This window comes from Brevibacterium sp. CCUG 69071 (assembly GCF_021023135.1).
Taxonomy (GTDB): domain Bacteria; phylum Actinomycetota; class Actinomycetes; order Actinomycetales; family Brevibacteriaceae; genus Brevibacterium.
The window spans coordinates 1-22,472 of record NZ_PGFV01000008.1 but is presented as its reverse complement, the minus strand read 5'-3'; the positions used below and the strand labels follow the sequence as shown (position 1 = coordinate 22,472).

Genomic DNA, 22,472 nt, shown 5'->3' with positions numbered 1-22,472 from the left:
AGGACGGCTTCAGGACGCGATGATTGCTGTGGTGATGGCTTTGCGGGGGTGGGTGCGTGAGCGCGGGCTTCTCCATTGAAGGCAGTCTTCTCCTGTGAAGGCAGTTGTGATCTGTGACTCAGCGTAGAGGTGGGCGAGAAGCGGGGCGCGCTTGTGCTCACTCTGCTCGTTCTGCCCATTGAGCGCGTTGAGTGCATTCTGCTCAATACGGTGTGATCGATGCTGGTTCGGCACGACCTCTCGCCCGGATCGCCCCCGAATCGGGCACGGAGACCTCCGTCTCAGAATCTTCCCGAGCAGCCGCCGCCCGAGCCGATAGGCTGACGTTCATGAGCGAAACTTCCGGAACGTCCACTCCCGAATCCGCGACCCCCGAGTCGGGGCAGGCACCCGTGGCCAAGAAGATCCCCGTCGAACGCACCCATCACGGGCACACCTTCGTCGATGACTACGAATGGCTGCGCGACAAGGAATCTCCCGAGGTCATTGCCCACCTCGAGGCCGAGAACGAGTGGACCCAGGCGCAGACGGCGCACCTCGAATCCCTGCGCGATTCGATCTTCACCGAGATCAAGACCCGCATCAAGGAGACCGACATGTCCGTGCCGACACGGCGCGGAGGCTACTGGTACTTCTCCCGCACAAAGGCCGGACTCGACTACGGCATCAGCGTCCGCGTCCCTGTCTCCGGACCCGATGACTGGACGCCGCCCGAGGTCGGCGAGGAGGAGCTGCCCGGCGAAGAGGTGGTCTTCGACTCCAACGTCGCGGCCGACGGGCAGGAGTTCTTCTCGCTCGGCAGCTTCTCCCTGACCGATGACGGCCGGTACCTCCTCTTCGGCGTCGACACCACCGGCGACGAGCGCTACACCCTGGGACTGCGCGATTTGAGCACAGGAGAGGACCTGCCCGATACGGTCGACGGCACCTTCGCCGGCGCCTCCATCGACCCGAGCGGCCGCTTCGTCTTCTACACGACGGTCGACGATGCCTGGCGACCCGAGAAGGTCTGGCGCCACGTCGTCGGCACCGACAGCGCCGAGGACGTGTGCATCTTCCACGAACCCGATGAGCACTTCTTCGTCGGCTCCGGGTTCTCCCGGTCGGGGAAGTACATGTTCGTCGTCACCGGCTCGAAGACGACCACCGGCTATTGGCGCCTCGACGCCGACGACCTCGAGGCCGCACCGCAGGAGATCTGGCCGCGCGTCGAGGGAGTCGAGTACAACGTCGAACATGCCGTCATCGCCGGTGAAGACAGATTCCTCATCACCCACAATCTCGACCGTGCCGACTTCGACATCATCGACGTCCCCGTCACCGACCCCGCCGGTCTCCGTCTCGAAAGCGCCGATTCCGCAGACGAGCCCGAGACGGTCGCCGACCCCAAGGCGGTCGGACGCCCTGTGCTCGAGGACGTCGAGGGCCTGCGCATCGAGGATGTCGACGCCTTCGCGGACTTCATCGTCATCAGCTACCGTCGCGGCGGCTTCGCCCGCGTCGGCATCGTGGACTTCGGCCCCGCGAGCCCCGGCCACAGTGATTCGCCCTACGGCGGTCTCCGCGAGCTGCCCTTCGACCGTGAGACCGGCACTCTCGGCCTCGCGGGCAATCCCGAGTTCTCGCAGGCGAGCATTCGGCTCGTCTTCACCTCCCTGTCCACCCCGTCCGTGGTCTATCAGCACAGCGTCGCAGACGGCACTGACACGGTGCTGAAGCGCCAGCCCGTGCTCGGCTCCGTCGACCTCGACTCCTACGGGGAGACGCTGCTCTGGGCAACTGCCGAGGACGGGACACAGATTCCGGTCTCCCTCGTCTATCGCCAGGATCTCGTTCCGCTGACCTCCGGCACCGCCTCGGCAGGGGAGGGGGCTGCCGATCCGACGGGGAACGATGCCACCACCTCGGCGAACGATGCGGCACCCGAACGACCGGCACCGCTCGTCCTCTACGGCTACGGCTCCTACGAAGCGAGCATGGACCCGTACTTCTCGGTCTCGCGACTGTCCCTGCTCGACCGCGGAGTCGTCTTCGCCATCGCCCACGTGCGCGGCGGGGGAGAGATGGGCCGCCACTGGTACGACCAGGGCAAGACGACGACGAAGAAGAACACCTTCACCGACTACATCGCCGTCGCCCGCCACCTCATCGATCAGGGGTGGACCGCCCCGGAGAGCCTCGTGGCGACCGGCGGATCCGCGGGCGGTCTGCTCATGGGCGCCGTGGTCAACATGGCCCCCGAACTCTTCGCCGGAGTCAGCGCCCATGTGCCCTTCGTCGACGCCCTGACCTCGATCCTCATGCCCGAGCTGCCGTTGACCGTCATCGAATGGGAGGAGTGGGGAGACCCGCTCCACGACGAGCATGTCTACGAGTACATGCGCTCCTACTCTCCCTACGAGAACGTCGCCGAGGCGGACCATCCGAAGATCCTGGCCGTGACCTCGCTCAACGACACCCGGGTCCTCTACGTCGAACCCGCGAAGTGGGTGGCCCGTCTGCGCGAGGTCGGCGCCGAGGCGCTGCTCAAGACCGAGATGGTCGCCGGACACGGAGGTGCCTCGGGCCGCTATGACGCGTGGAAGGACACCGCCTTCGACTTCGCCTGGATCCTCGATGTCCTGGGACGCTCGGACCTCGCGATCGAGGCCTGAGCTCGAGGCCTGAATCGAGACCCGAACTCGCAGTCCGAGACGGGACGTTTGGATCGCTGTCGACCGAGGTCAGGGGACGTTTGTCGCAGGACATAACGATAGCGGCACGATTGTCCCCAAAACCCCTCTCCGGGCACCTGCGTCAGTGCCGACCAATAGAGTGGATGCATCAACGGTGATGCCTGCTCCGGCAGGGTCTGCATCGGTTCCCGACAGGCGAACCGACAATTTTCAAAGGGGAGAAGCATGCGTCTGAGGACAGTGACCACCGCAATCGTGGCCGTCGGATCGATCCTGGCGGTCTCGGCCTGCTCAGGCGGCGACGGAAGCGGTGACGGCGGCGAGGGCGACTCCTTCAAGATCGGCATCTCCCAACTCGTGCAGCACCCCGCGCTCGACGCCTCGAGCGCAGGCTTCAAGAAGGCCTTCGACGATGCCGGAGTCGAGGTCGAATGGGACGAGCAGAACGCGCAGGGCGAGCAGGCCAACGCCACCTCCATCGCCCAGAACTTCGCGAACGAGGACCTCGACCTCGTCCTCGCCGTCGCCACCCCCGCGGCCCAGGCCGCCGCCCAGGCGATCACGAACATCCCGGTCCTCTTCACCGCCGTCACCGATGCCCAAGAGGCCGGTCTCGTCGACACCAACGACTCACCCGGCGGCAATGTCACCGGCACCTCCGACCTCAACCCCGTCGCCGAGCAGCTCCAACTGGTCAAGGACCTCAAATCCGATGCCAAGACCGTCGGCATCGTCTACAGCTCCGGCGAGGTCAACTCGCAGGTGCAGGTCGACCTGGCGAAGGAGGCCGCGAAAGACCTCGGAGTCGAGATCAAGGAAGCGACCATCGCGAACTCCGGTGAGCTCGCGCAGGCCGTGGACTCCCTCGGCAAGGTCGACGCCTACTACGTGCCCACCGACAACAACGTCGTCTCTGCGGTCTCGACGATGGTCCAGGCGGCCGAGAAGAACAAGGCCCTGCTGGTCGGCTCCGAAGCCGGACAGGTCGAACAGGGCGCGGCGATCACCCGCGGCATCGACTACACGAAGCTCGGCGAGCAGACCGGTCAGATGGCTCTGAAGATCCTGCAGGACGGACAGAAGCCGGCCGAACTGCCGGTCGAGACCAGCTCCGACCTCGAACTCGTCGTCAACCCGAAGGCCGCCGAGGCCCAGGGAGTCGAGATCCCGCAGGACATCATCGACGAAGCCGACAACGTCATCGAGTGAGCTTCGTGAGAGCACACCGCCACACCACCACCTGATCGGAAACACATGTTCGGAGCATTGGAGCTCGGGCTCATCTACGCCGCGATGGCGCTCGGGGTCTATCTGACCTTCAAGGTCCTCAACTTCCCCGACCTCACCGTCGACGGCAGCTTCACCACCGGCGGGGCCACCGCGGCCTCGCTCATCATCGCCGGGGTCAATCCGTTCCTGGCCACGGCCGCCGCGATCGGGGCGGGTCTCATCGCCGGGTTCATCACGGGTCTGCTCCACACCAAGGGCGGAATCGACGGTCTGCTCGCCGGCATCCTCACGATGATCGGCCTGTGGTCGATCAATCTGCGGATCATGGGCAAGGCGAACCTGCCGCTGCTGCGAGAAGAGACCGTATTCACCCCGCTGCGGGAGAACATGTGGCTGGGCACCTGGGTGTCGATCGTCATCCTCATCCTCTTCACCCTGGTGCTCAAGTTCACGATCGACTGGTTCCTCACCACCGATCTCGGACTGGCCATCCAAGCCACCGGCAACAACCGGGAGATGATCCGCAGCCTCGGCGTGAATACAGACAACACGACGATGCTCACGCTCGCCCTGTCCAACGGCTTCGTCGCCCTCTGCGGTGCGCTCGTCGCCCAGTACCAGGGGTTCTCCGACATCAGCATGGGCATCGGCCTCATCCTCGTCGGCCTCGCCTCGGTCATCCTCGGCCAAGCGGTCTTCGGCAGCCGCAACATCTTCATGGCCAGCCTCGGCGCACTGCTCGGCTCGGTGATCTACCGGCTGATCATCTTCCTGGCCCTGCGCGCCGGACTCGACACCAACGATATGAAGCTGACGACCGCGCTCCTCGTCGTCCTCGCCCTGCTGCTGCCCAGATGGGGCATCCTCAAACGGATCCCCTCACTGCGCGGACGCGGAAACAAGGCGCCCGCCGCGGTGCCGAGCGGGACGACGGATATGAAGGACCCGGCCGAGATCACCGAAGTGCCCAGCGTCGGATCCGAAACCACGAAGGGCTGAGGCAGATGCTCAAGATCGACACCATCGGCAAGACCTTCTTCCCGGGCACGGTCAACGAACGCAAGGCGCTGCAGGGGCTCTCGCTGGAACTCGCGGAGTCCGACTTCGTCACGGTGATCGGGTCGAATGGAGCGGGCAAATCGACGCTGCTCAACACGATCTCCGGACGTCTGCCCATCGACACGGGCTCGATCACGATCGACCGTGCCGAGGTCTCCCGGATGCCCGAGCACAAGCGGGCGAAGTACCTCGGACGCGTCTTCCAGGACCCCATGGCCGGCAGCGCACCCGACCTCACGATCGAACAGAACCTGTCCCTGGCTCTGCGGCGCGGCAAGCCTCGCGGGCTGGGACGCGGGACCACCTCGGCGAGGCGGGAGAGATTCAAGGAGGAGCTGGCCACCCTGGAACTCGGCCTCGAGAACCGGCTGAAGACGAAGGTCGGGCTGCTCTCGGGCGGGCAGCGGCAGGCACTGAGCCTGCTCATGGCCGGATTCACCCAGCCCCGCATCCTCCTCCTCGACGAGCACACCGCCGCCCTCGATCCGCAGCGGGCGGCCCTGGTCACGGCGCTGACGAAGAAGATCGTCGAGAACGACGGGCTGACCACGCTCATGGTCACCCACAACATGGAGCAGGCGATTGCGCTGGGCAACCGCCTGATCATGATGCACGAGGGCCGGATCATCTACGAGGCGACGGCCGAGGAGAAGAAGAACCTGACCGTGAAGATGCTGCTCGCCGAGTTCTCCAAGCTCAAGGGCGCAAGCCTCGGCGACCGGGCGCTGCTGAACTGAGGGGCCGCCTTCGCCACTTTACCAACCGGAAGGTAAAGTCGAGGGCATGGACGGGAACACGAGAGGCCGCATTCTCCAGGCAGCGCAGGAACTGGCCGGGCAGAACGAGTCGATTCAGGGTGTCACGATCTCCTTGGAATCGGTGGCGCAGCAGGCGGGTCTGACCAAACCCGGCCTGATGTATCACTTCCCCAACAAGGAAGCGCTCATGCTCGGCCTCGTCGCGCGCGCCGCCGACCACTGGGCGCTGCTGCTGCGCACCGAGTCGGGCAGTGACGCCGCAGCGCTGGGTCCCTGCGACCGGCATCGCGCCTATATCAGGGTGGCGACCACCGCCGAGGTCTCCCGGGCCGACTACTGGATCTTCTCCGATGCGCTCTACCATCCGACCCTCGCCCAGGCCTGGAACGAGCAGCTGAGTCCCTGGTTCGACACCGCGGGACTGAATCCGCAAGCCCGGTCGCTGCTCACCGCCGCCCGGTTCTGCGCCGACGGGGCCTGGATGTCGGAGGCGACCGGAGTGTTCCCCGCCGAGGACCTCGCCGCGGTCCAGATCCACGCGCTCGGACTCATCGACGCGGCCGAATCTCTCGCGGCCGGCGACCGGAACGCAGAAGCATGAATGCCAATGACCATCACGACCGAGGAGGTGTGTCGATGAAGAGGAAACGCAAGTGGACGCTGCTGGCAGGAGCGATCGCCGCCGAGGTGGCCGGAACCCTGACCTTGAAGGCCTCTCTCGATCACCCGGGATGGATCCCCGCCGTCGTTGTCTTCTACGCCCTCGCCTTCGCCCTGCTCGGTCTGACGCAGCGCCTGGGCATGCCGATCGGCGCAGTCTACGGTGTGTGGGCGGCCTGCGGGGTCAGCCTCGTCGCGATCCTCGGCATGGTGCTCTTCGGTGATGCCCTGAGCATCGGCACGATGATCGGAATCGTCATCATCATCGTCGGCGTCGTCCTCGTCGAGACCGGAACCCCGGACAAACCCGCCGAGGCGGAGAGCGAGGTGTCCACATGAGCTGGATCTGGCTCTCGGCCGCCATCCTCAGCGAGGTCACCGGCACGCTCAGTCTGCGTGCGAGCGCCGGGCTCAAACGCAAACGCTGGTTCATCCCGGTGGCCATCAGCTATGCGATCGCGTTCTTCTTCCTCAGCCTGGCCCTCGGCGAAGGCATGCCGCTGGGGGTCGCCTATGGTCTCTGGGCCGCCTGCGGTGTGGCCCTGGTCAGCCTGCTCGCCCGAGCGATCTGGAAGGATCCGCTGACCAGACGGGCACTCATCGGCATCGGACTCATCGCGATCGGCGTCTTCCTCGTCGAAATCAGCTGAGTGAAGTTCGGGCGAAGATGACAGCATTCCTTTGAGAAGCTCACAGGCAGCTGTTAAGGTCCGAAGCTATGGCAGTGACACGGATCTCCAGGGCGCGGCACCGTGCCCGGACTCTGCCTGCCGCGACGAACGCTCTCGCCCTGCCCCCTGCCGCCGCACTGAGGAATCGTGGGCGGGTGCGCCCGGCCACCTCGGCGGGGCCTGAACTCATCATCGCCACGCCGGCACCCCGGCCCACCCTCGGCTATGCCAACGACTCCTGGGAGGGTGCGGCGATCGGGTGGTGCGGTCGGGAGCCATAGACCCCACGGACAGTCTCCGATCACCCGCTTCGTCAATTCATGAGAAAGGGCCATCGCCGCATGTCCGATGAGACCACACCCGAACCCGAGAGTCACACCGTCGCCCGGAAGGCCTCCCGCGACCGCCTCAAGGCCGATGCCAAACGCGTCGGCCGCGAGACCGGAAAGACCCTGGGCAAACTCGACTACGCACGCCCCCGCTACCCGCGGGAGGAACAGGCCGAGAGCAACACCCAATACCCCCACAACACGCACCCGATCCTCGTCCCCGGCATCGCCATCGACGAACAGCGTCGCCGCTACTCCCTCGACAAGGTCATCTTCGCCATCGCCGGCACACTGACGGTGGCCTTCGTGATCTGGGGCATCGCCGATTCGGCCAGCGTCGCCTCGGTGGCCAAGGCCGCCTACGACTGGTCGACGATGAACGTCGGCTGGTTCTTCAACCTCGTCGCCATCATCATCCTCGTCGCCCTGCTCATCCTCGCGTTCTCGCCCTACGGCAAGATCCCCCTGGGCAAGGACGGGGAGAAATCGGAGTTCTCCACCTTCTCATGGGTGGCCATGCTCTTCGCCGCGGGCATCGGCATCGGCGTGCTCTTCTTCGGACCCTCCGAACCGCTGACCTACTTCATCAGCCCGCCGCCGCTGACCAATGAGGCAGAGACGACCGAGGCCCTGCACACGGCAATGGCGCAGACCTACTTCCACTGGGGCTTCCACGCCTGGGCGATGTACGCCCTCGTCGGCGGCGCCATCGCCTATGCCGCGTACCGCCGCGGCCGCTCCCTGCTGCTGTCCTCGATCTTCGTCACACTCTTCGGCAAACGCCAGTCCGAGGGCTTCGCCGGCAAGCTCGTCGACATCTTCGCGATCGTCGCCACTCTCTTCGGCACCGCGGCGGCCCTGGGCATCGCGGCCATGCAGATCGGCACCGGCGTGAGCATCGTCTCCGGGGTGGGACCGATGACGAACAACATGCTCGTCGTCATCATCTGCGTGCTCACCGTCGGCTTCATCATCTCCGCCGTCTCCGGTGTCTCGAAGGGCATCCGCTACCTCTCCTCGATCAACATCATCCTCACCGTCGGCATCGTCGCGCTCGTGCTCTTCCTCGGCCCGACCCTGTTCCTGCTCAACCTGCTGCCCTCGGCGCTGATGGAGTACATGGGCTCGCTCTTCGACCTCATGGGCCGCTCCCTGTCCTGGGGTGCCGAGACGCAGGAGTTCCAGTCCGTGTGGACCGTGTACTACTGGGCCTGGTGGATCTCCTGGTCGCCGTTCGTCGGCACTTTCATCGCCCGCATCTCTCGCGGTCGCAGCATCCGCCAGTTCATCCTCGGCACGATCTTCATCCCCTCGACCCTGCTCTTCGTCGCCTACGGCATCATGGGCGGAACCTCGATCTCGATGTACCGTTCCGGGGCCGCCGGGTTCACCGACAGCATGGAGGCCCCCGAGGTGTTCTTCACGCTCATCGACAACCTGCCCTATGTCGAATGGCTGCCGTTCGTGGCGATCATCGTGCTCGCGATCTTCTTCATCACCTCGGCGGATTCCGCTTCGGTGGTGATGGGCATGCTCGCCAGCCGCGGGGACCAGGAGCCGAAGAAGTGGGTCGTCGTGTTCTGGGGGCTCGTGATGTCCGGGATCGCCGTGGTCATGCTGCTCCTCGGCGACGCCAGCGCGCTCGAAGGCCTGCAGCAGCTCGTCATCGTCACGGCCGTGCCGTTCGCGGTGATCATGCTCTTCATCGTCGTCGCCTGGTTCAAGGAGCTGCGCACGGATCCGCACGCTCTGCGCCGGAAGTACGCGCAGAACGCGATGGACAATGCCGTGATCGCCGGTGCCGATGCCTACGGCGACAACTTCGCCCTGCAGGTCGTCGAGACCGAACCGGGCGACGGCGCCAACGGCGACATCGACTCCGAACACGAGGACTACACGGACTGGTACCAGCGCACCGATGAGGACGGCGAGCCCGTCGGCTACGACTACGAGACCGGCCGGTGGGACGACGGGTGGACACCCGAGTCGGCTGAGTCCGAGGAGTCCGGTGCGTCGGAGGCGGACACCGGGGAGTCCGAGAATACGGACCCCAGCGCCGAGGCGATCGCGGCCGAACGCTCGACCGCCGGCGATTCAGAGGTTGGCCCCTCAGACGCCGGCGGCTCAGATGTCGACGGCCAGTCGAAACCCCGTGTGACCGAGTGAGGTGTCCGGTGTCGAGCCAGTGCGCGCCGAGGTCCGATACCGGCGGCAGTAGGAGTCGTGGCACATGTATGAGCCACCGCGGAGGACCGCGCGATGGTCTCCGGAACTGAACGCATCGGTCGTCCACTCCCAGACGTTGCCGGTCATGTTGTACAGACCGAAGCCGAAGGGCCGGAACGCATCGGCGGGCATCGTGCCCACGGGAGCGCTCGGTGCGTCGGGGAATTCGCCTTGGAAGGTGTTCATCCACGGTTGTCCGTCGGGTTCGCGTTCGGCACCCCACGGGTAGGGTTGCTGTTCGTGCTTGCCGCGGGCGGCGTACTCCCATTCGGCTTCGCTGGGCAGGCGGACTCCCGCCCAGGCGGCGAAGGCCTCGGCATCCCGTCGCGAGACGTGCGTGACCGGATGGTGGGCTCGCTCCCTGATGCCGGAACCGGGGCCTTCGGGTGCGTACCAGGCGGCCCCGGAGACCTGACGCCACCACGGGGTCGCCGCCACGGCGGGTGCGCTCTCCTGCAGTTCGGGGGAGAGCAGGCCGGTGAAGACGAGCGAGTCGCCGAACGACTCGGCATCCGTGACATGACCGGTGTCGACGACGAAGGCTGCGAACTGGGCCACGGTCACCGTGGTCGGCGCCAGTGCGAACGGCGCGACCTCGACTCGGCGGACCGGTCCCTCGCCGTCCTCGGGGTAGGCCAGCGGGTCGTCGCTGCCCATGAGGAACTCACCTCCCGGCAGTGCGATCATCGGCAGATCCTGCGGGGCGCGGGCCGCCAGATCGGCCAGCAGTCCGGGATCGGCACCGGTCGCTTCGGGGGACGATTCCCGGCCCGGCACAGCCACCTCGGCGGGGGATTCTTCTTCCGCAACACCCACTTCGGAGGGCCGACGATCGCCCTGCCCCGCAGCAGCGGGAGACGTCCGGTCCGGTCCGCAGCATGAGCTCATCTTCGCCACCTTCACATTCCCGACAACAACTCCGCCTCCGCGGCGACGCCGTCGCCGGCGCGGAGACTTCCTTCCATGAGAAAAGGACGTGACCAGCATATGCAACCGCCGAACATCGTCGTCATCCAGGCCGATCAGATGGCCGCTCAGGCGCTCGGCGCCTACGGAAACGATGCCGCACTGACCCCGAACATCGATGCCCTCGCCGCCGAGGGCGCCGTGTTCGATCGCGCCTACTGCAACACCCCGCTGTGCGCCCCCTCCCGGGCGTCGATGATGACCGGGCGCATGCCCTCCGAGGTCGACTGCCTCGACAACGGGGACGACTTCGCTGCCTCGGTGCCGACCTTCGCCCACCGGCTGCGGGCGCAGGGGTATCACACGGCGCTGATCGGGCGCATGCACTTCATCGGCCCCGATCAGCACCATGGCTTCGAGGAGCGCCTGACCACGGACGTCTACCCGGCCGACCTCGACATGGTCCCCGACTGGACGAGGCCGCTGGATCAGAAGCTGCAGTGGTATCACGAAGCCGATCCGGTGTTCACCGCCGGTGCCGCGAAGGCGAACGTCCAGCAGGACTTCGACGACGAGGTGATCTTCCGGACCCTGCGTCACCTCAATGACCGGAAGCGGGCCAACCAGGCCGCGGGGGAGGATCAGCCGTTCCTCATGGTCACCTCGTTCATCCACCCGCACGACCCGTATGAGCCGCCGCGGGAGAACTGGGACCGATTCGCCGAGGTGGACATCCCCGACCCCGCCCACCCCGAGGTGCCCGATCCCGCCGTCGACCCGCACAGCCACCGGCTGCGGACGATGAGCGGATTCGACAAGCGCAACCCCGGCATCGAGGACGTGCGCCGGGCCAGGCGCGCCTACTATGCGGCCGTGAGCTACATCGACGACCACATCGGTGCGATCCGCAGGCGACTGCGCGAACTCGAACTCGAGGACAACACGGTCATCATCGTCACCAGCGACCACGGAGACATGCTTGGGGAGAAGGGCCTGTGGTACAAGATGTCCCCGTACGAGCAGTCCTCCCGGGTCCCGATCGTCATCACCGGCCCCGCCGAGGTGGTCCGCCCCGGCCGTTATGCCAACCCGGTGTGCCTGGTCGACCTCGCCCCGACCCTGCTCGAGATCGCGCAGGGTTCGCGTGGTGGCGCCGAGGAAGAGGACCTCGCCGGGACCTCTCTGCTCGAGTCCGCGCGTCGAGAGGTCGCCGGGGAGCAGGGTCTAGAGGACCGCGACATCGTCATCGAATACTTCGCCGAGGGCACCTACCGGCCGCAGGTGACGCTGGTGCGCGGAGCGTACAAGCTGACGATCTGCCCGGGCGATCCCGAGCTGCTCTTCGACCTCGAGTCCGATCCGGATGAGCTAGTCAACCGGGCCGGGGATCCCGCGTATGCGGAGGCGCTCTCTGCGATGCGGGCCGATCTGGGGACCAGCTATGACCTCGAGCATTTCGAGGACCACGTGCTGGGTTCGCAGCGCAGCCGCCAGCTCGTCGCCGACTCTCTCAAGGTCGGGAAGGTCCGTCACTGGGACTTCGACCCGGATCCGGAGAACGGCTATGTCCGCGGTGACTTCTGGGCCGCGTTCAGCTTCGGCAAGATCCCCGACTCCGCGCAGTAAGGGCTCTGCGCCGAGCGCAGGCCGCGGCTTCGAGAGCAGGCTTCACGAAGTCGCCCCTCGACGCTGCGGCCTACGTTCGGCGTTGCACCCTGCGCTCGGTGGGCGCCGCTAGAGGGCGCCGCCGCTGTCGAGTTCACGCGAGCGGTCGATGAGTTCGCTCATCGACCGCTCGAATTCGCTGCGGCGCTGCTCGCTCCAGTCTGCGGTCAGTTCGCCGAAGACCCGTTCCTGCCAGGCGTGGGCATCGGTGAGCAGCGATCGGCCGGCCGCAGTCACGGTCACCTCTCGGCGACGGGCGTCATTCGCCGAGGCGGTCGCAACGAGATGACCGGACTTCGTGGCCGCGGCGACCAATCGGGACGCCCCGCTCTGGTCGATGCCGATCTCAGCCGCGACCGCATTCACCGTCGCCGGCTCCCCGCGGAGCACGAGCGAATCGACGGCCTCAGTGACGAGGACGATCCGTCCCTGTTGTGAGGACTCCGACGGGTGGCCGCTGAGCTGTCGTCGCGACCAATGTCGGACGAAGGAGAAGAGGGTCTGTCCCGGCCCGGGCGAGCGGGCGTTCATTCGCTGGCCGCCATCTCACGGCAGGTATAGGCCAGATCGAGCGCCGACCTGAGATCCGGCAGCCGCAGGGCGGCGGTGACCGTTCCATCGGTCACCCGGAAGACGGTGGCGACCTTGGTGATGTCGTTGCTCGGCTCGGCAGGATTGCGCGACCACGAGGCATCCTGCTCGACGACCATGAGCCGGTCGCTGACCGGATGCCATGAGCGTGGAACGAGGCAGATGCCGGAGCGTTCGACCCATTGGGCGAACTGTTCGGCGGTGATCGGCCCCGCGCCCTTCGGGCCGAGGACGACGATCGGCGTGCCGACCGCGGCGGCTGCCCGCTCGAGGTCGCCGTGATTGACCGCAGTGTGCCATTCGCTGATCGCGTCTTCGAGCGCAGTGTTCATGTTCATGAGCAGAATTATATGCGAATTGCATAGAAATCGATGAGGTGCGGTAGGACACTTCGCCGAGAGCAGACCGCAGCTTCGAGAGCATCCTGCAGGGAGTCGCCCCTCGACGCTGCGGTCTGCCCTCGACGCAGCCTGCGCCCAGGCGTGGGGATAATTCATCTGGGCTTGGGCGCGTTGTCGGGCTGGCTTTCAGATTCCGGTGGCATCATCTCTGGTAGGAGGGATGTCATGACCAATTTCGAGTGGACATCTGAAGTCCCGCTCGCTGCCGAGACGACTTTCAACTGGCACGCGCAGCCGGGAGCTCTGACCAGGCTGTCGCCCCATTGGGCGCAGGAGATCGTCGAGGAGAGCTATCCGCCGATCGCGCCGGGCTCCGTCGCTCAGGTTAAGACCAGCCTGCCCGGCAGCTACGGACTCGTCCGGCGGCCGTTCAGCTCGGTGCACTCGGAGGGGCCGTCCCGGTTCTCCTTCGTCGATGAGCTCAAGAAGGGTCCGCTGATTCAGTGGAAGCACACCCACGAGTTCACCTCGGTCGCGGGTGGGACGAAGATCGACGATCACATCGAGTTCTCGATGGCACCCCAGGGATTCGAGGCCATCGACCGCAGCCTCACCCACAATCTCGAGGCCACGTTCGAAGCCAGACACCGCCGCATGCTCGCGGACATCAAATTCCTCGAGAGCATCAACGCACCCCTGCTGACCAGGAACAAGGGCAAGAGGATCCTTATCGCCGGCGGCAGTGGGCTGATCGGCCGGCAGGTCGCGGCACTGTTCTCCACCGCCGGCCACTTCGTTCGCCTGCTGGTGCGCGGGACTCCGAAGTTCCCCTACGAAGTGCACTGGAACCCCGACCTCGGGATCATCAACTCCCGCGACCTCGCATGGGCGGATGCGGTCGTCCACCTCGGCGGGAAATCCATCGCCACCCGGTTCACGAAGAAGGCGAAGGAGGAAATCAGGTCCTCCCGGATCGAATCGACGACGCTGCTCGCAGAGACGATGTGCGCCCTGCCGGAGGAGAAGCGCCCCGAGGTGTTCGTCTGCGCCTCGGCGGTCGGGATCTACGGATCCAGCTCGGCGGAGCCCGTGGATGAATCCGCACCCGCCGGAGAGGGATTCCTCGCCGAGGTGTGCCAGGAGTGGGAGGCTGCGGCGGCCCGGGTCGAGGACGCCGGGATCCGTCGGGTCTCGATCCGCACCGGGGTCGTGCTGACCTCGCTGAGCGGGTTCCTCAAGCTTCAGGCTCCCCTCTATCTCGCCGGTGCCGGAGGCCGATTGGGCAGCGGTGAGCAGGGGCTGGCCTGGGTCTCCCTCGACGACGTGGCCAGGGCCTATGTGCATGCCGTGCTCTATGACTATGTGCGCGGTCCGGTCAACGCGGTTGCCCCGGATCTGGTGTCACAGGCGGAGTTCGCCGAGGCGCTCGCCGCCCACCTACGCAGGCCCGCCCGGATCTCGACGCCCGGTTTCGTCACCGAACTCGTGCTCGGCCGCGACGGTGCCAAGGAGCTCGCGCTGGCCGATCAGAAGGTGGTGCCGGAGAAGCTCCAGGAGACCGGATACCAGTTCGCCCACCCCACGCTGCCCGCCTGCCTCGAGGAGGAACTCGGCAGCGGAGCGTGAAGTGGGCGAAGAGTCGGATCGGATCAGGTTCTGTGAGTCAGAACCGCTTCGAGGCGATCTCGGCACCTTGAGTCAGGGACTGCAGCTTGGCCACAGCGATCTCCGGGTGGACGCGTCCGCCGAGGCCGCAGTCGGTTGACGCGACGACGTTCTCGGGGCCGACGAGCTTGGCGAAGCGCTCGATGCGATCGGCGACGAGCTCGGGGTGCTCGACGACGTTCGTCGAGTGGGAGACGATGCCGGGGATGATGTACTTGCCCTCGGGCAGCTTGGTGTCCTCCCAGATCCGCCATTCGTGCTCATGGCGGACGTTGGCGGCCTCGAATGTGATGCCGCCGGCGTTGACGGAGAGCACCTGATCGACGATCTCCTTGAACGGCAGGTCGGTCACGTGCGGTCCGTGCCATGAGCCCCAGCAGGTGTGCAGACGCACCTGGGCCGGGTCGATTCCGCGCAGGGCATGGTTGAGGGCATCGATGCGCACCTGGATGAACGCCCGGTAGTCGTCGAAGGACGGTTCGGGGTTGATCTGGTCGAAGTTCTCGGCCAGGGACGGATCGTCGATCTGGACGGTCAGCCCCGCCTCGGTGATGGCGAGGTATTCCTCACGCAGCACATCGGCCCAGGCCCAGATGAACTCTTCATCGGACTTGTAGTATTCGTTGGCGATGCGGGAGGCAGAGCCGGGGGAGAGGGCGTTGATGTAGCCTTCGCGCTCGCCGTAGCCGGCCGCAGCCAGGCCCGTCTTGAGGTTCTTGATATCGCTGGCGACCTGATCGTGGCCGATGTAGCTGATGGCGCTCGTGGCCTTGGGGAACTGGGGCTGCTGGCCGGTGTCCGTGCCGGCATTCGCGTCACCGTAGACCCCGGGGAAGAGGTTGCGGTCGCGGCGGTCGCCGAAGCTGGTGAGAACCGTCTTGCCCGGTTCGGAGCGGACGGCGGGAGCGTCCCACTTGTCGACGTTGTCGAGCTCGAGTCCGCCGGTGCGGGCGAACGAGTAGTGCCACCAGGCTCCGTAGTCGAAGTCCGCCGCCATCGAGTGACCGTATTCGCCGTCGTTGGGCAAGGAGATGCCGAGGTTCTTCTGTCGCTTGACGAGGTCGACGACGCTGGCGGCCAGCAGCTCGTCGAACTCCTTGGTCTCGGCGTCGGAGACGGACTCACCAGCGAGACGCGCGTGGTTCTGCGCCTGCTTGACCTTGTTGGCTTCGATGAGTTCGGGGGTGCGGGGTAAGGATCCTGCGTGCGAGGTGCGGATGGCGGCCATCGTTGACTCCTTCGGTGGTTCGACTGCCTGTGCACTGCGGTCGTGGCAACGGCCGTTCGACCGCAGTTCTTCCCTCAGGCAATCACATCAGCGTGGATGCATGTGTGGGTGTCGTCATCTTGGGTCACCTGGGTGATTCGGGTCCTGGAACGTCGCGCGCAATCGTCGCTGGTGGGTCCTGGTCGTCGCCGTGATGTGGGCCGGTGTCTGCGACGGAGTCACGGCGCTGGTCCAAACGACGATCGGGTCGAGTGGATCCGTCGGCGCCGGTTTGAACATCGTCGTTCGGCTGAACACGGCGTTGCGGGTAGGAGGCCCCGGCGCAGGACTATAGTTGCGGAATGAGCGACCAGCGGTCGGAGCGGAGCGGTCCCGGGGGCGACTCGGACTGGGGCCCGGGAGACAATGCCGAGGCGCACTTCGGGCTGGGGATCCTCCCCGGCCAGCAGGAACGAGTCCGCAACTCCGGCATCCCGGCGCACTTGCGAGGAGTGACCGCGTCCCAGGACGCACAGGTGCCGTCCCCTGGGAATCCTGCGGTTCAGGCCCCAATCGGAGGCTGGAACGCGATGCCGACCCCGCCGTCCGCGGTCGTTTCCGGCTCCTCCACCCCGGGTTCCTCCACCCCGGGCTGGCCTGCTCGGATCCTGCTGTGGTCGGGAATCCTCGTCGCCCACCTGCCCGGCATCGTTCTGCTGCCGCTCGTCATCACCGGGGAGCGGCTGGTGATTCTCTCGGCATATCCGCTCATCAGCGTCATGGCTGGGGTGCTCAGTCTCCTCGTTGTCGGCGGCGCCTTCCTCCTCGCGCGGAACACGACCTGGGCCAAGAGACTGATCGGTGGAGGGATCTACGCGGTCGCCGGAGTCCTCGCGCTCGTTGTCCCGCCAGCTCTGAACAGGCTCATGCTCATGATGATGTATGACTTCGGTCCCGGAATGTGGATCCACAGCCTCATCTTCATCGTCTTCTCCATGGGCATCACGGCGGCAATGCTCATCGCCTGGAACATCGCCCGCAACCGTCGCTGGTGGGTGCATCTCATGGCGGCAGGTCTTGCCATCCTCTTCGGCACGTTCTCGACGACGGTGCAGCTGCTCTTCAACATCTCAGGGGTTCCGCCGGTCCTCGCGACCGTATCGACGCAGCTGCTCGCGCTCGTGCTCATGTACGGCTCCCTCATCCTGCTCCACGCCTGCGGACGTATGAACGGAGGATCGGTGCCGAGCGAAGGCTGACCCGTCCCGCCAGGCACTGACCCACCCCGCCGGACGACGAGAAAAGGCCCGGACCAAGCCCCTTTGCGGGGGTGGTCCGGGCCTGAGCTCTGCCGGATTCGACTTACAGAGCGGCTTCGGTCGCCGCAGCGGCTGCGCCGCCGAAGTGCTTCGGCAACGTCGCCTCGTGCGTCTCGCGCAGTTCGTCCAAGCCGATGGAGAAGTGATCGACGACCTCGAGGGCGGGTGCCTCGTCACCGGTGTCGGTCATGCCGATGCGGATGAACGGGAAGTGCCGAGCGGTGCACATGTCCTTGAACCGGACCTCCTCCGACCGCGGCACGGCCACGATCGCCCGGGCCGTCGACTCGGAGAAAAGAGCGGTGAAGACGTCGATGCCATCGCGTTCGCACACCTCATCGAGCCAGACCCTGGCCCCGGTGCCGAACCGCAGGGACGATTCGACGAGCGCCTGGGACAGGCCGCCCTCGGACAGATCGTGGGCGGCATCGATCATGCCGTCGCGCGAGGCGTTGACGAGGATCTCGCCGAGCTCCCGCTCCGCGGCCGGCTTGTACTGCGGGGGAACCCCGCCGAGGTGGCCGGCAGTGACATCGGCCCATGCCGATCCGTCGAGCTCCGCCGCGGTCGTGCCGAGCAGGTAGATCGTCTGGCCGGGCTCCTTCCACCCGCTCGGGGTGGCGCGGGTGACGTCGTCGAAGACACCGAGGACACCGACGACCGGGGTCGGGTGGATGGCCACTCCGCCGGTCTGGTTGTAGAGGGAGACGTTGCCGCCGGTGACGGGAATGCCGAGATCCTGGCACGCCTCGGCGAGGCCTTCGACGGCGGCGGCGAACTGCCACATGATCTCCGGATCCTCGGGGGAGCCGAAGTTGAGGCAGTCAGTCACGGCCCGGGGGATGGCCCCGGCGGTGGTGACATTCCGGTAGGCCTCGGCCAGTGCCAGCTGGGCGCCGCGAGCAGGATCGAGGTAGCCGTAGCGGCCGTTGGCATCGGTGGCGATGGCCACGCCGAGCCCGGATTCCTCGTCGACGCGGACGACTCCGGCATCATCGGGGAAGGCCTGGGCGGTATTGCCCTGGACGTACTTGTCGTACTGCCCGGTGATCCAATCCGCCGAGGCGAGGTTGGGCGATCCGGCCAGCTGGAGGACGGTCCGACGCAGTTCCTCATCGGTGGACGGACGCGCCAATCCGGCGGCTTCGACGGTGTTCGCAGCCACCTCGGCGGTCCATGAGGGCTCACGCATCGGACGCTCATAGACGGGTCCGTCGTGGGCGACCGAACGCGGGGGCACGTCGACGATGACATCGCCGTGCCATTCGATGATGAGGCGGCCGGTGTCGGTGACCTCGCCGAGCACGGAGGTCTCGACATCCCACTTGCCGACGATTGCGAGGAAATCCTCGAGGCGGTCGGGGCGGACCACGGCCATCATGCGCTCCTGCGACTCCGACATGAGGATCTCCTCGGGAGTCAGGGTCTCATCGCGCAGCAGCACATCGTCGAGGGCGATGTGCATGCCGCCGTCGCCGTTCGACGCCAGCTCCGAGGTCGCGCAGCTGATGCCGGCGGCTCCGAGGTCCTGGATGCCCTCGACGACTCCGGCGTGGAAGAGTTCGAGGCAGCATTCGATGAGCACCTTCTCCGCGAAGGGGTCGCCGACCTGCACGGCCGGACGCTTCGAGGGCTTCGTATCGTCGAAGGACTCCGAGGCGAGGATCGAAGCCCCGCCGATGCCGTCGCCGCCGGTCCGGGCACCGAAGAGCACGACCTTGTTGCCCTTGCCCGAGGCATTCGCCAGGCGAATGTCCTCGTGGCGGAGGACGCCGACAGCCAAGGCGTTGACCAGGGGGTTTCCCTGGTAGACGGAGTCGAAGACGGTTTCGCCGCCGATGTTGGGCAGGCCCAGGGAATTGCCGTAGTTGCTGATGCCCGAGACGACGCCGTGGACGACGCGGGAGGTGTCGGGATGGTCGATCGCACCGAAGCGCAGCTGATCCATCACGGCGACCGGGCGGGCGCCCATCGAGATGATGTCGCGGACGATTCCGCCCACGCCGGTGGCCGCACCCTGGTGCGGTTCGACATAGCTGGGGTGGTTGTGGGACTCGACCTTGAAGGTCACGGCCCAACCGTCGCCGATGTCGACGACGCCGGCGTTCTCGCCGATGCCCACGAGCAGGTGCTTCTTCATGTCTTCGGTGACCTTGTCACCGAACTTCGACAGGTGGACCTTCGAGGACTTGTAGGAGCAGTGTTCGGACCACATGACCGAATACATCGCCAACTCCGCCGAGGTGGGGCGACGTCCCAGGATCTCCCGGATCCTGTCATATTCGTCGGCCTTGAGACCGAGATCCGCATAGGGCTGTTCGACCTCCGGATTCGCGGCGGCGAACTCGACCGTCTCCTTGACCTTCTTCGAATTCTCCTGCGGGGGATCGACCTGCGCGGAATCGGCAGAACTGAGGTGTGACGACATGTCCTCTTCGGGGCCCTTTCATACGACGCGGCACTCAGCGCCAATCTTAGCCGGGGTCACGGCGGGGGAGCGAAGCGGTCCGCGCCTTGACCATCGCGGGCCGGATGTCGGGCGGATGTCGGGCGGACATGCGGTGAGCGCCACGGTCCGGATGAGGATCGAGCGCCTCGGCGCGCATTTAGAATGGTGGCCATGGCAACTCCCAAGATCGTCCTGTTCTACGTCTTCACCCCCTTGGCCGACCCCGAGGCGGTCAAGCTCTGGCAGCACACCCTGGCCGAGAGCCTCGGGCTCAAGGGGCGAGTGATCGTGTCGAAGGACGGCATCAACGCTACCATCGGCGGGGACATCTTCGACGTCAAGCAGTACGTGCGGGCCACGAAGTCCTACGCCCCATTCAAGAAGGCCGACATCAAATGGTCCAACGGCGAGGGCGACGACTTCCCGCGCCTGAGCGTCAAGGTCCGCCCCGAGCTCGTCACCTTCGGCACCGACGACGAGATCACCGTGACCGAGAACGGCGTCGAAGGCGGCGGCCGACATCTCAAGCCCGGAGCCCTGCACAAACTCCTCGACGAACGCGGCGATGACGTCGTCTTCTTCGACGGCCGCAACGCCATGGAGGCCCAGATCGGGAAGTTCCGCGACGCCATCGTGCCCGAGACCGACACGACCCGCGACTTCATCGCGGAGATCGAATCCGGCAAATACGACGAACTCAAGGACAAGCCGGTCGTCACCTACTGCACCGGCGGAATCCGCTGCGAGGTCCTGTCCGTGCTGATGAAGAACCGCGGCTTCTCGGAGGTCTACCAACTCGACGGCGGGATCGTCCGCTACGGCGAGACCTTCGGCAACTCCGGCTACTGGGACGGCTCCCTCTACGTCTTCGACAAGCGCATGCACGTGGAGTTCGGGGAGGACGGCGAATCGATCGGCCAATGCGTGTGCTGCGGGAAGAACACCCCGGAGTTCGTCAACTGTGCCAACCTCGAATGCCGCCGGCAGTATCTGCGCTGCGCCGAGTGCACGGAGAAGGGTCTCCAGCCCTACTGTGCCGAGTGCGTGGAGGCAGGGATCCCCGCCGAGGCGGCCGCCGGCTGAGCGCAGCCGTCACCTACGCGGCTGGCGCGGCAGAGCGCAGCCGTCACCTACCGGGGTGGCGCAGCAGAGACTTGGTCGCGGCCCGGATATCCGTCCAGCGGAAGTCGAAGCCGGCCCGCTCGAGCTTTTCGGGCACGGCCCAGCGGCTCTTGAGTACGAGCTCGGATTCCTGCTGCAGGACGATCATCCCGATCTCGAGCAGCCACCTCGGAGCGGGAATGCCGATCGGCATCCGCACGGCCGAGCGCAGTGCGGACATGAGGGCCGAGTTGTCGGAGGCCCCGGGGGTGGAGACGTTGATCGGGCCGGTGAGCTCGTCGTGGGTGTCGATGAACCGGATCGCGCGGATGACGTCCTCGATGTGCACCCAGCTGAAGCGCTGGTGGCCATGCGTCGGCGGGTGCTGTCGCCAGACTCTCGGCCCCGAGGCGTCAGGACCGATCCCGCGGTACCGGGTATGCGGCAACCATCGGCCCTCGAGCTGAGGGCCGCCGACGCCGAAGCGTGCGGCAGTTGCCAGCATGTTCAGGGCGGCACCGTCGCCGAGCACGATGGCCATGCGCAGCGCCACTCGCCGGGTCTCAGGCAGCTCTCCGGCGAAGAGCTCCTTCTCCCACCCTTTGGCCACATCGACGGAGAAGCCCTCCCCGACGTCGCCGTCGGCCTCGGTCTGCGGACGGTCCGTCGCATGGCGGTAGATCGTCGCCGTGCTCGAGTTGATCCACAGGCGTGGAGGCGCCGAGGCGGCCGCGACAGCATCGTTGAGCGCTCGGGTGGTCAGCATCCGGGAGTCCCAGATCTCCTGCCGGTTGCGATCGCGATAGCGACATCCGACGCTGCGCCCGGCGAAGTTGATGAGGAGATCGGCGCCGTCGATTAGGTCGGCGATCTCGTTCGGTGAGTCCCAAGTGGCATCGCTGCCCGAGGCGGGGCGTCCGATGGTGCGCACCTCATAGCCCCACACGCGCAGGGGAGTGACGAGAGAACCGCCGATGAAGCCGGAAGCTCCCGCGATGACGGCACGAGGACGGGCGGACTGACCGGAAGAACTGATGGAGTCATCGCTCATGGCACGACCGTAGCACCGGGTGCAGGGCCAAGCCGCGGGAGAAATCAGCCGCTCGAGTTTGCTGGTGACCGTTGTCACAAGCAAGACTCCGGTTTCGAGTTGCACGCACATCCCGAACTGGTCTAGAGTTATATCTCGTTGCCCCGGCGATAACGGATCGAAACGAAACGTTCTCCACAGGGTGTGACCAGGACAAACACTCAGATGTTTGGCAGGTCTTCCAGCAGGGCAACAAGAAGCTGATACCCCCAGTGAACGTGCCGCTCTTTTGTCTGGTTCGGTGATGGGTGTGTGTTTGTGGTTTGAGAATCCAATAGCGTGTTTGTTTGAACAATTAGTGATGCCAGATAATTATTTTCTGGTAAGACAACCACATGATCAAACATTTGGTGCCGACCCTTCGCCGGGTGGGTGCCGTTGTGGTGTTTGGTTGTGTTTTTTTTGGGTCAACCTTCTCACCCCGTGAGGGGTTGGCTGTCTTGCTGGGATTCTTACGCAACATAAAGTTTTTTATGGAGAGTTTGATCCTGGCTCAGGACGAACGCTGGCTGCGTGCTTAACACATGCAA

20 protein-coding genes and 1 rRNA gene are annotated in these 22,472 nt (G+C 65.9%); 15 read left to right on the top strand and 6 right to left on the bottom strand.

The window, feature by feature from the left end; all coding sequences use genetic code 11:
• Positions 1-329: 329 nt before the first annotated feature.
• From CV023_RS17015 to CV023_RS16975, 9 genes are all read left to right on the top strand, one after another.
• Positions 330-2,654: a S9 family peptidase gene (locus CV023_RS17015; RefSeq protein WP_230748101.1), complete on the top strand. Its 2,325-nt coding sequence runs from the start codon at positions 330-332 to the stop codon at positions 2,652-2,654.
• A gap of 246 nt (positions 2,655-2,900) precedes the next feature.
• Positions 2,901-3,884, top strand: a complete 984-nt coding sequence (locus CV023_RS17010; protein WP_230748099.1) for an ABC transporter substrate-binding protein — start codon at positions 2,901-2,903, stop codon at positions 3,882-3,884.
• A gap of 45 nt (positions 3,885-3,929) precedes the next feature.
• On the top strand, positions 3,930-4,904 hold the full coding sequence (locus CV023_RS17005; protein ID WP_230748097.1) for an ABC transporter permease: 975 nt from the start codon (positions 3,930-3,932) through the stop codon (positions 4,902-4,904).
• 5 nt (positions 4,905-4,909) lie between these two features.
• A complete protein-coding gene (locus CV023_RS17000; protein ID WP_230748095.1) occupies positions 4,910-5,701 on the top strand; it encodes an ABC transporter ATP-binding protein in 792 nt (263 codons plus the stop codon).
• A 46-nt stretch (positions 5,702-5,747) separates the two neighbouring features.
• Positions 5,748-6,323 (top strand): TetR/AcrR family transcriptional regulator, encoded by a 576-nt coding sequence (locus CV023_RS16995; protein ID WP_230748093.1) that lies wholly within the window; start codon positions 5,748-5,750, stop codon positions 6,321-6,323.
• Between the two features lie 35 nt (positions 6,324-6,358).
• On the top strand, positions 6,359-6,721 hold the full coding sequence (locus CV023_RS16990; protein ID WP_230748091.1) for a DMT family transporter: 363 nt from the start codon (positions 6,359-6,361) through the stop codon (positions 6,719-6,721).
• Positions 6,718-7,032 carry a DMT family transporter gene (locus CV023_RS16985; RefSeq protein ID WP_230748090.1) on the top strand — a complete coding sequence of 105 codons (315 nt, stop codon included), beginning with the start codon at positions 6,718-6,720 and terminating at the stop codon, positions 7,030-7,032. The genes CV023_RS16990 and CV023_RS16985 overlap by 4 nt, the downstream gene beginning before the upstream one ends.
• A gap of 68 nt (positions 7,033-7,100) precedes the next feature.
• A complete protein-coding gene (locus CV023_RS16980; RefSeq protein WP_230748088.1) occupies positions 7,101-7,334 on the top strand; it encodes a hypothetical protein in 234 nt (77 codons plus the stop codon).
• A gap of 60 nt (positions 7,335-7,394) precedes the next feature.
• The gene (locus CV023_RS16975) at positions 7,395-9,548 is read left to right on the top strand and encodes a BCCT family transporter (protein WP_230748086.1); all 2,154 of its coding nucleotides are present in this window, start codon (positions 7,395-7,397) and stop codon (positions 9,546-9,548) included.
• On the opposite strand, the gene CV023_RS16970 is transcribed toward CV023_RS16975, so the two are convergent.
• Positions 9,507-10,496: a formylglycine-generating enzyme family protein gene (locus CV023_RS16970; RefSeq protein ID WP_230748084.1), complete on the bottom strand. Its 990-nt coding sequence runs from the start codon at positions 10,494-10,496 to the stop codon at positions 9,507-9,509. The genes CV023_RS16975 and CV023_RS16970 overlap by 42 nt on opposite strands.
• A 75-nt stretch (positions 10,497-10,571) precedes the next feature.
• Here CV023_RS16970 and betC point away from each other — a divergent pair, with 75 nt between their 5' ends.
• Positions 10,572-12,140, top strand: a complete 1,569-nt coding sequence (betC, locus tag CV023_RS16965; protein ID WP_230748082.1) for a choline-sulfatase — start codon at positions 10,572-10,574, stop codon at positions 12,138-12,140.
• Positions 12,141-12,248: 108 nt separating this feature from the next.
• Here betC and CV023_RS16960 read toward each other — a convergent pair whose 3' ends face one another.
• Together CV023_RS16960 and CV023_RS16955 are read right to left on the bottom strand one after the other, a co-directional pair.
• Positions 12,249-12,710 (bottom strand): MarR family winged helix-turn-helix transcriptional regulator, encoded by a 462-nt coding sequence (locus tag CV023_RS16960; RefSeq protein ID WP_230748080.1) that lies wholly within the window; start codon positions 12,708-12,710, stop codon positions 12,249-12,251.
• A complete protein-coding gene (locus CV023_RS16955) occupies positions 12,707-13,108 on the bottom strand; it encodes a hypothetical protein (protein WP_230748078.1) in 402 nt (133 codons plus the stop codon). The genes CV023_RS16960 and CV023_RS16955 overlap by 4 nt, the downstream gene beginning before the upstream one ends.
• 228 nt (positions 13,109-13,336) lie before the next feature.
• On the opposite strand from CV023_RS16955, the gene CV023_RS16950 reads away from it, so the two are divergent.
• On the top strand, positions 13,337-14,737 hold the full coding sequence (locus CV023_RS16950; RefSeq protein ID WP_230748076.1) for a TIGR01777 family oxidoreductase: 1,401 nt from the start codon (positions 13,337-13,339) through the stop codon (positions 14,735-14,737).
• 37 nt (positions 14,738-14,774) lie between these two features.
• Here CV023_RS16950 and CV023_RS16945 read toward each other — a convergent pair whose 3' ends face one another.
• Positions 14,775-16,004 carry a cobalamin-independent methionine synthase II family protein gene (locus CV023_RS16945; protein WP_230748074.1) on the bottom strand — a complete coding sequence of 410 codons (1,230 nt, stop codon included), beginning with the start codon at positions 16,002-16,004 and terminating at the stop codon, positions 14,775-14,777.
• A gap of 341 nt (positions 16,005-16,345) precedes the next feature.
• Between CV023_RS16945 and CV023_RS16940 the strand changes: the two genes are divergently transcribed.
• Positions 16,346-17,242 carry a hypothetical protein gene (locus tag CV023_RS16940; RefSeq protein WP_230748072.1) on the top strand — a complete coding sequence of 299 codons (897 nt, stop codon included), beginning with the start codon at positions 16,346-16,348 and terminating at the stop codon, positions 17,240-17,242.
• Positions 17,243-17,345: 103 nt separating this feature from the next.
• Here the strand turns inward: CV023_RS16940 and purL are convergent, their stop codons facing one another.
• A complete protein-coding gene (gene purL / locus CV023_RS16935) occupies positions 17,346-19,730 on the bottom strand; it encodes a phosphoribosylformylglycinamidine synthase subunit PurL (RefSeq protein WP_230748070.1) in 2,385 nt (794 codons plus the stop codon).
• A gap of 192 nt (positions 19,731-19,922) precedes the next feature.
• Here purL and trhO point away from each other — a divergent pair, with 192 nt between their 5' ends.
• Positions 19,923-20,834 carry an oxygen-dependent tRNA uridine(34) hydroxylase TrhO gene (gene trhO / locus CV023_RS16930; protein WP_230748068.1) on the top strand — a complete coding sequence of 304 codons (912 nt, stop codon included), beginning with the start codon at positions 19,923-19,925 and terminating at the stop codon, positions 20,832-20,834.
• Positions 20,835-20,877: 43 nt separating this feature from the next.
• On the opposite strand, the gene CV023_RS16925 is transcribed toward trhO, so the two are convergent.
• Positions 20,878-21,903 carry an epimerase gene (locus CV023_RS16925; RefSeq protein ID WP_230748067.1) on the bottom strand — a complete coding sequence of 342 codons (1,026 nt, stop codon included), beginning with the start codon at positions 21,901-21,903 and terminating at the stop codon, positions 20,878-20,880.
• Positions 21,904-22,111: 208 nt separating this feature from the next.
• Between CV023_RS16925 and CV023_RS16920 the strand changes: the two genes are divergently transcribed.
• Together CV023_RS16920 and CV023_RS16915 are read left to right on the top strand one after the other, a co-directional pair.
• Positions 22,112-22,369, top strand: coding sequence for a hypothetical protein (locus CV023_RS16920; protein WP_230748061.1), 258 nt, complete (start codon positions 22,112-22,114; stop codon positions 22,367-22,369).
• A 43-nt stretch (positions 22,370-22,412) separates the two neighbouring features.
• Positions 22,413-22,472 (top strand): 16S ribosomal RNA (locus CV023_RS16915); the annotation flags it as partial.

What these genes read in the sequence shown, in the direction of transcription:
- CV023_RS17015 (WP_230748101.1), top strand. Translation starts at nt 330, where the DNA reads ATGAGCGAAACTTCCGGAACGTCCACTCCCGAATCCGCGACCCCCGAG.
- CV023_RS17010 (WP_230748099.1), top strand. Translation starts at nt 2,901, where the DNA reads ATGCGTCTGAGGACAGTGACCACCGCAATCGTGGCCGTCGGATCGATC.
- CV023_RS17005 (WP_230748097.1), top strand. Translation starts at nt 3,930, where the DNA reads ATGTTCGGAGCATTGGAGCTCGGGCTCATCTACGCCGCGATGGCGCTC.
- CV023_RS17000 (WP_230748095.1), top strand. Translation starts at nt 4,910, where the DNA reads ATGCTCAAGATCGACACCATCGGCAAGACCTTCTTCCCGGGCACGGTC.
- CV023_RS16995 (WP_230748093.1), top strand. Translation starts at nt 5,748, where the DNA reads ATGGACGGGAACACGAGAGGCCGCATTCTCCAGGCAGCGCAGGAACTG.
- CV023_RS16990 (WP_230748091.1), top strand. Translation starts at nt 6,359, where the DNA reads ATGAAGAGGAAACGCAAGTGGACGCTGCTGGCAGGAGCGATCGCCGCC.
- CV023_RS16985 (WP_230748090.1), top strand. Translation starts at nt 6,718, where the DNA reads ATGAGCTGGATCTGGCTCTCGGCCGCCATCCTCAGCGAGGTCACCGGC.
- CV023_RS16980 (WP_230748088.1), top strand. Translation starts at nt 7,101, where the DNA reads ATGGCAGTGACACGGATCTCCAGGGCGCGGCACCGTGCCCGGACTCTG.
- CV023_RS16975 (WP_230748086.1), top strand. Translation starts at nt 7,395, where the DNA reads ATGTCCGATGAGACCACACCCGAACCCGAGAGTCACACCGTCGCCCGG.
- CV023_RS16970 (WP_230748084.1), bottom strand. Translation starts at nt 10,496, where the DNA reads ATGAGCTCATGCTGCGGACCGGACCGGACGTCTCCCGCTGCTGCGGGG.
- betC (WP_230748082.1), top strand. Translation starts at nt 10,572, where the DNA reads ATGAGAAAAGGACGTGACCAGCATATGCAACCGCCGAACATCGTCGTC.
- CV023_RS16960 (WP_230748080.1), bottom strand. Translation starts at nt 12,710, where the DNA reads ATGAACGCCCGCTCGCCCGGGCCGGGACAGACCCTCTTCTCCTTCGTC.
- CV023_RS16955 (WP_230748078.1), bottom strand. Translation starts at nt 13,108, where the DNA reads ATGAACATGAACACTGCGCTCGAAGACGCGATCAGCGAATGGCACACT.
- CV023_RS16950 (WP_230748076.1), top strand. Translation starts at nt 13,337, where the DNA reads ATGACCAATTTCGAGTGGACATCTGAAGTCCCGCTCGCTGCCGAGACG.
- CV023_RS16945 (WP_230748074.1), bottom strand. Translation starts at nt 16,004, where the DNA reads ATGGCCGCCATCCGCACCTCGCACGCAGGATCCTTACCCCGCACCCCC.
- CV023_RS16940 (WP_230748072.1), top strand. Translation starts at nt 16,346, where the DNA reads ATGAGCGACCAGCGGTCGGAGCGGAGCGGTCCCGGGGGCGACTCGGAC.
- purL (WP_230748070.1), bottom strand. Translation starts at nt 19,730, where the DNA reads ATGTCGTCACACCTCAGTTCTGCCGATTCCGCGCAGGTCGATCCCCCG.
- trhO (WP_230748068.1), top strand. Translation starts at nt 19,923, where the DNA reads ATGGCAACTCCCAAGATCGTCCTGTTCTACGTCTTCACCCCCTTGGCC.
- CV023_RS16925 (WP_230748067.1), bottom strand. Translation starts at nt 21,903, where the DNA reads ATGAGCGATGACTCCATCAGTTCTTCCGGTCAGTCCGCCCGTCCTCGT.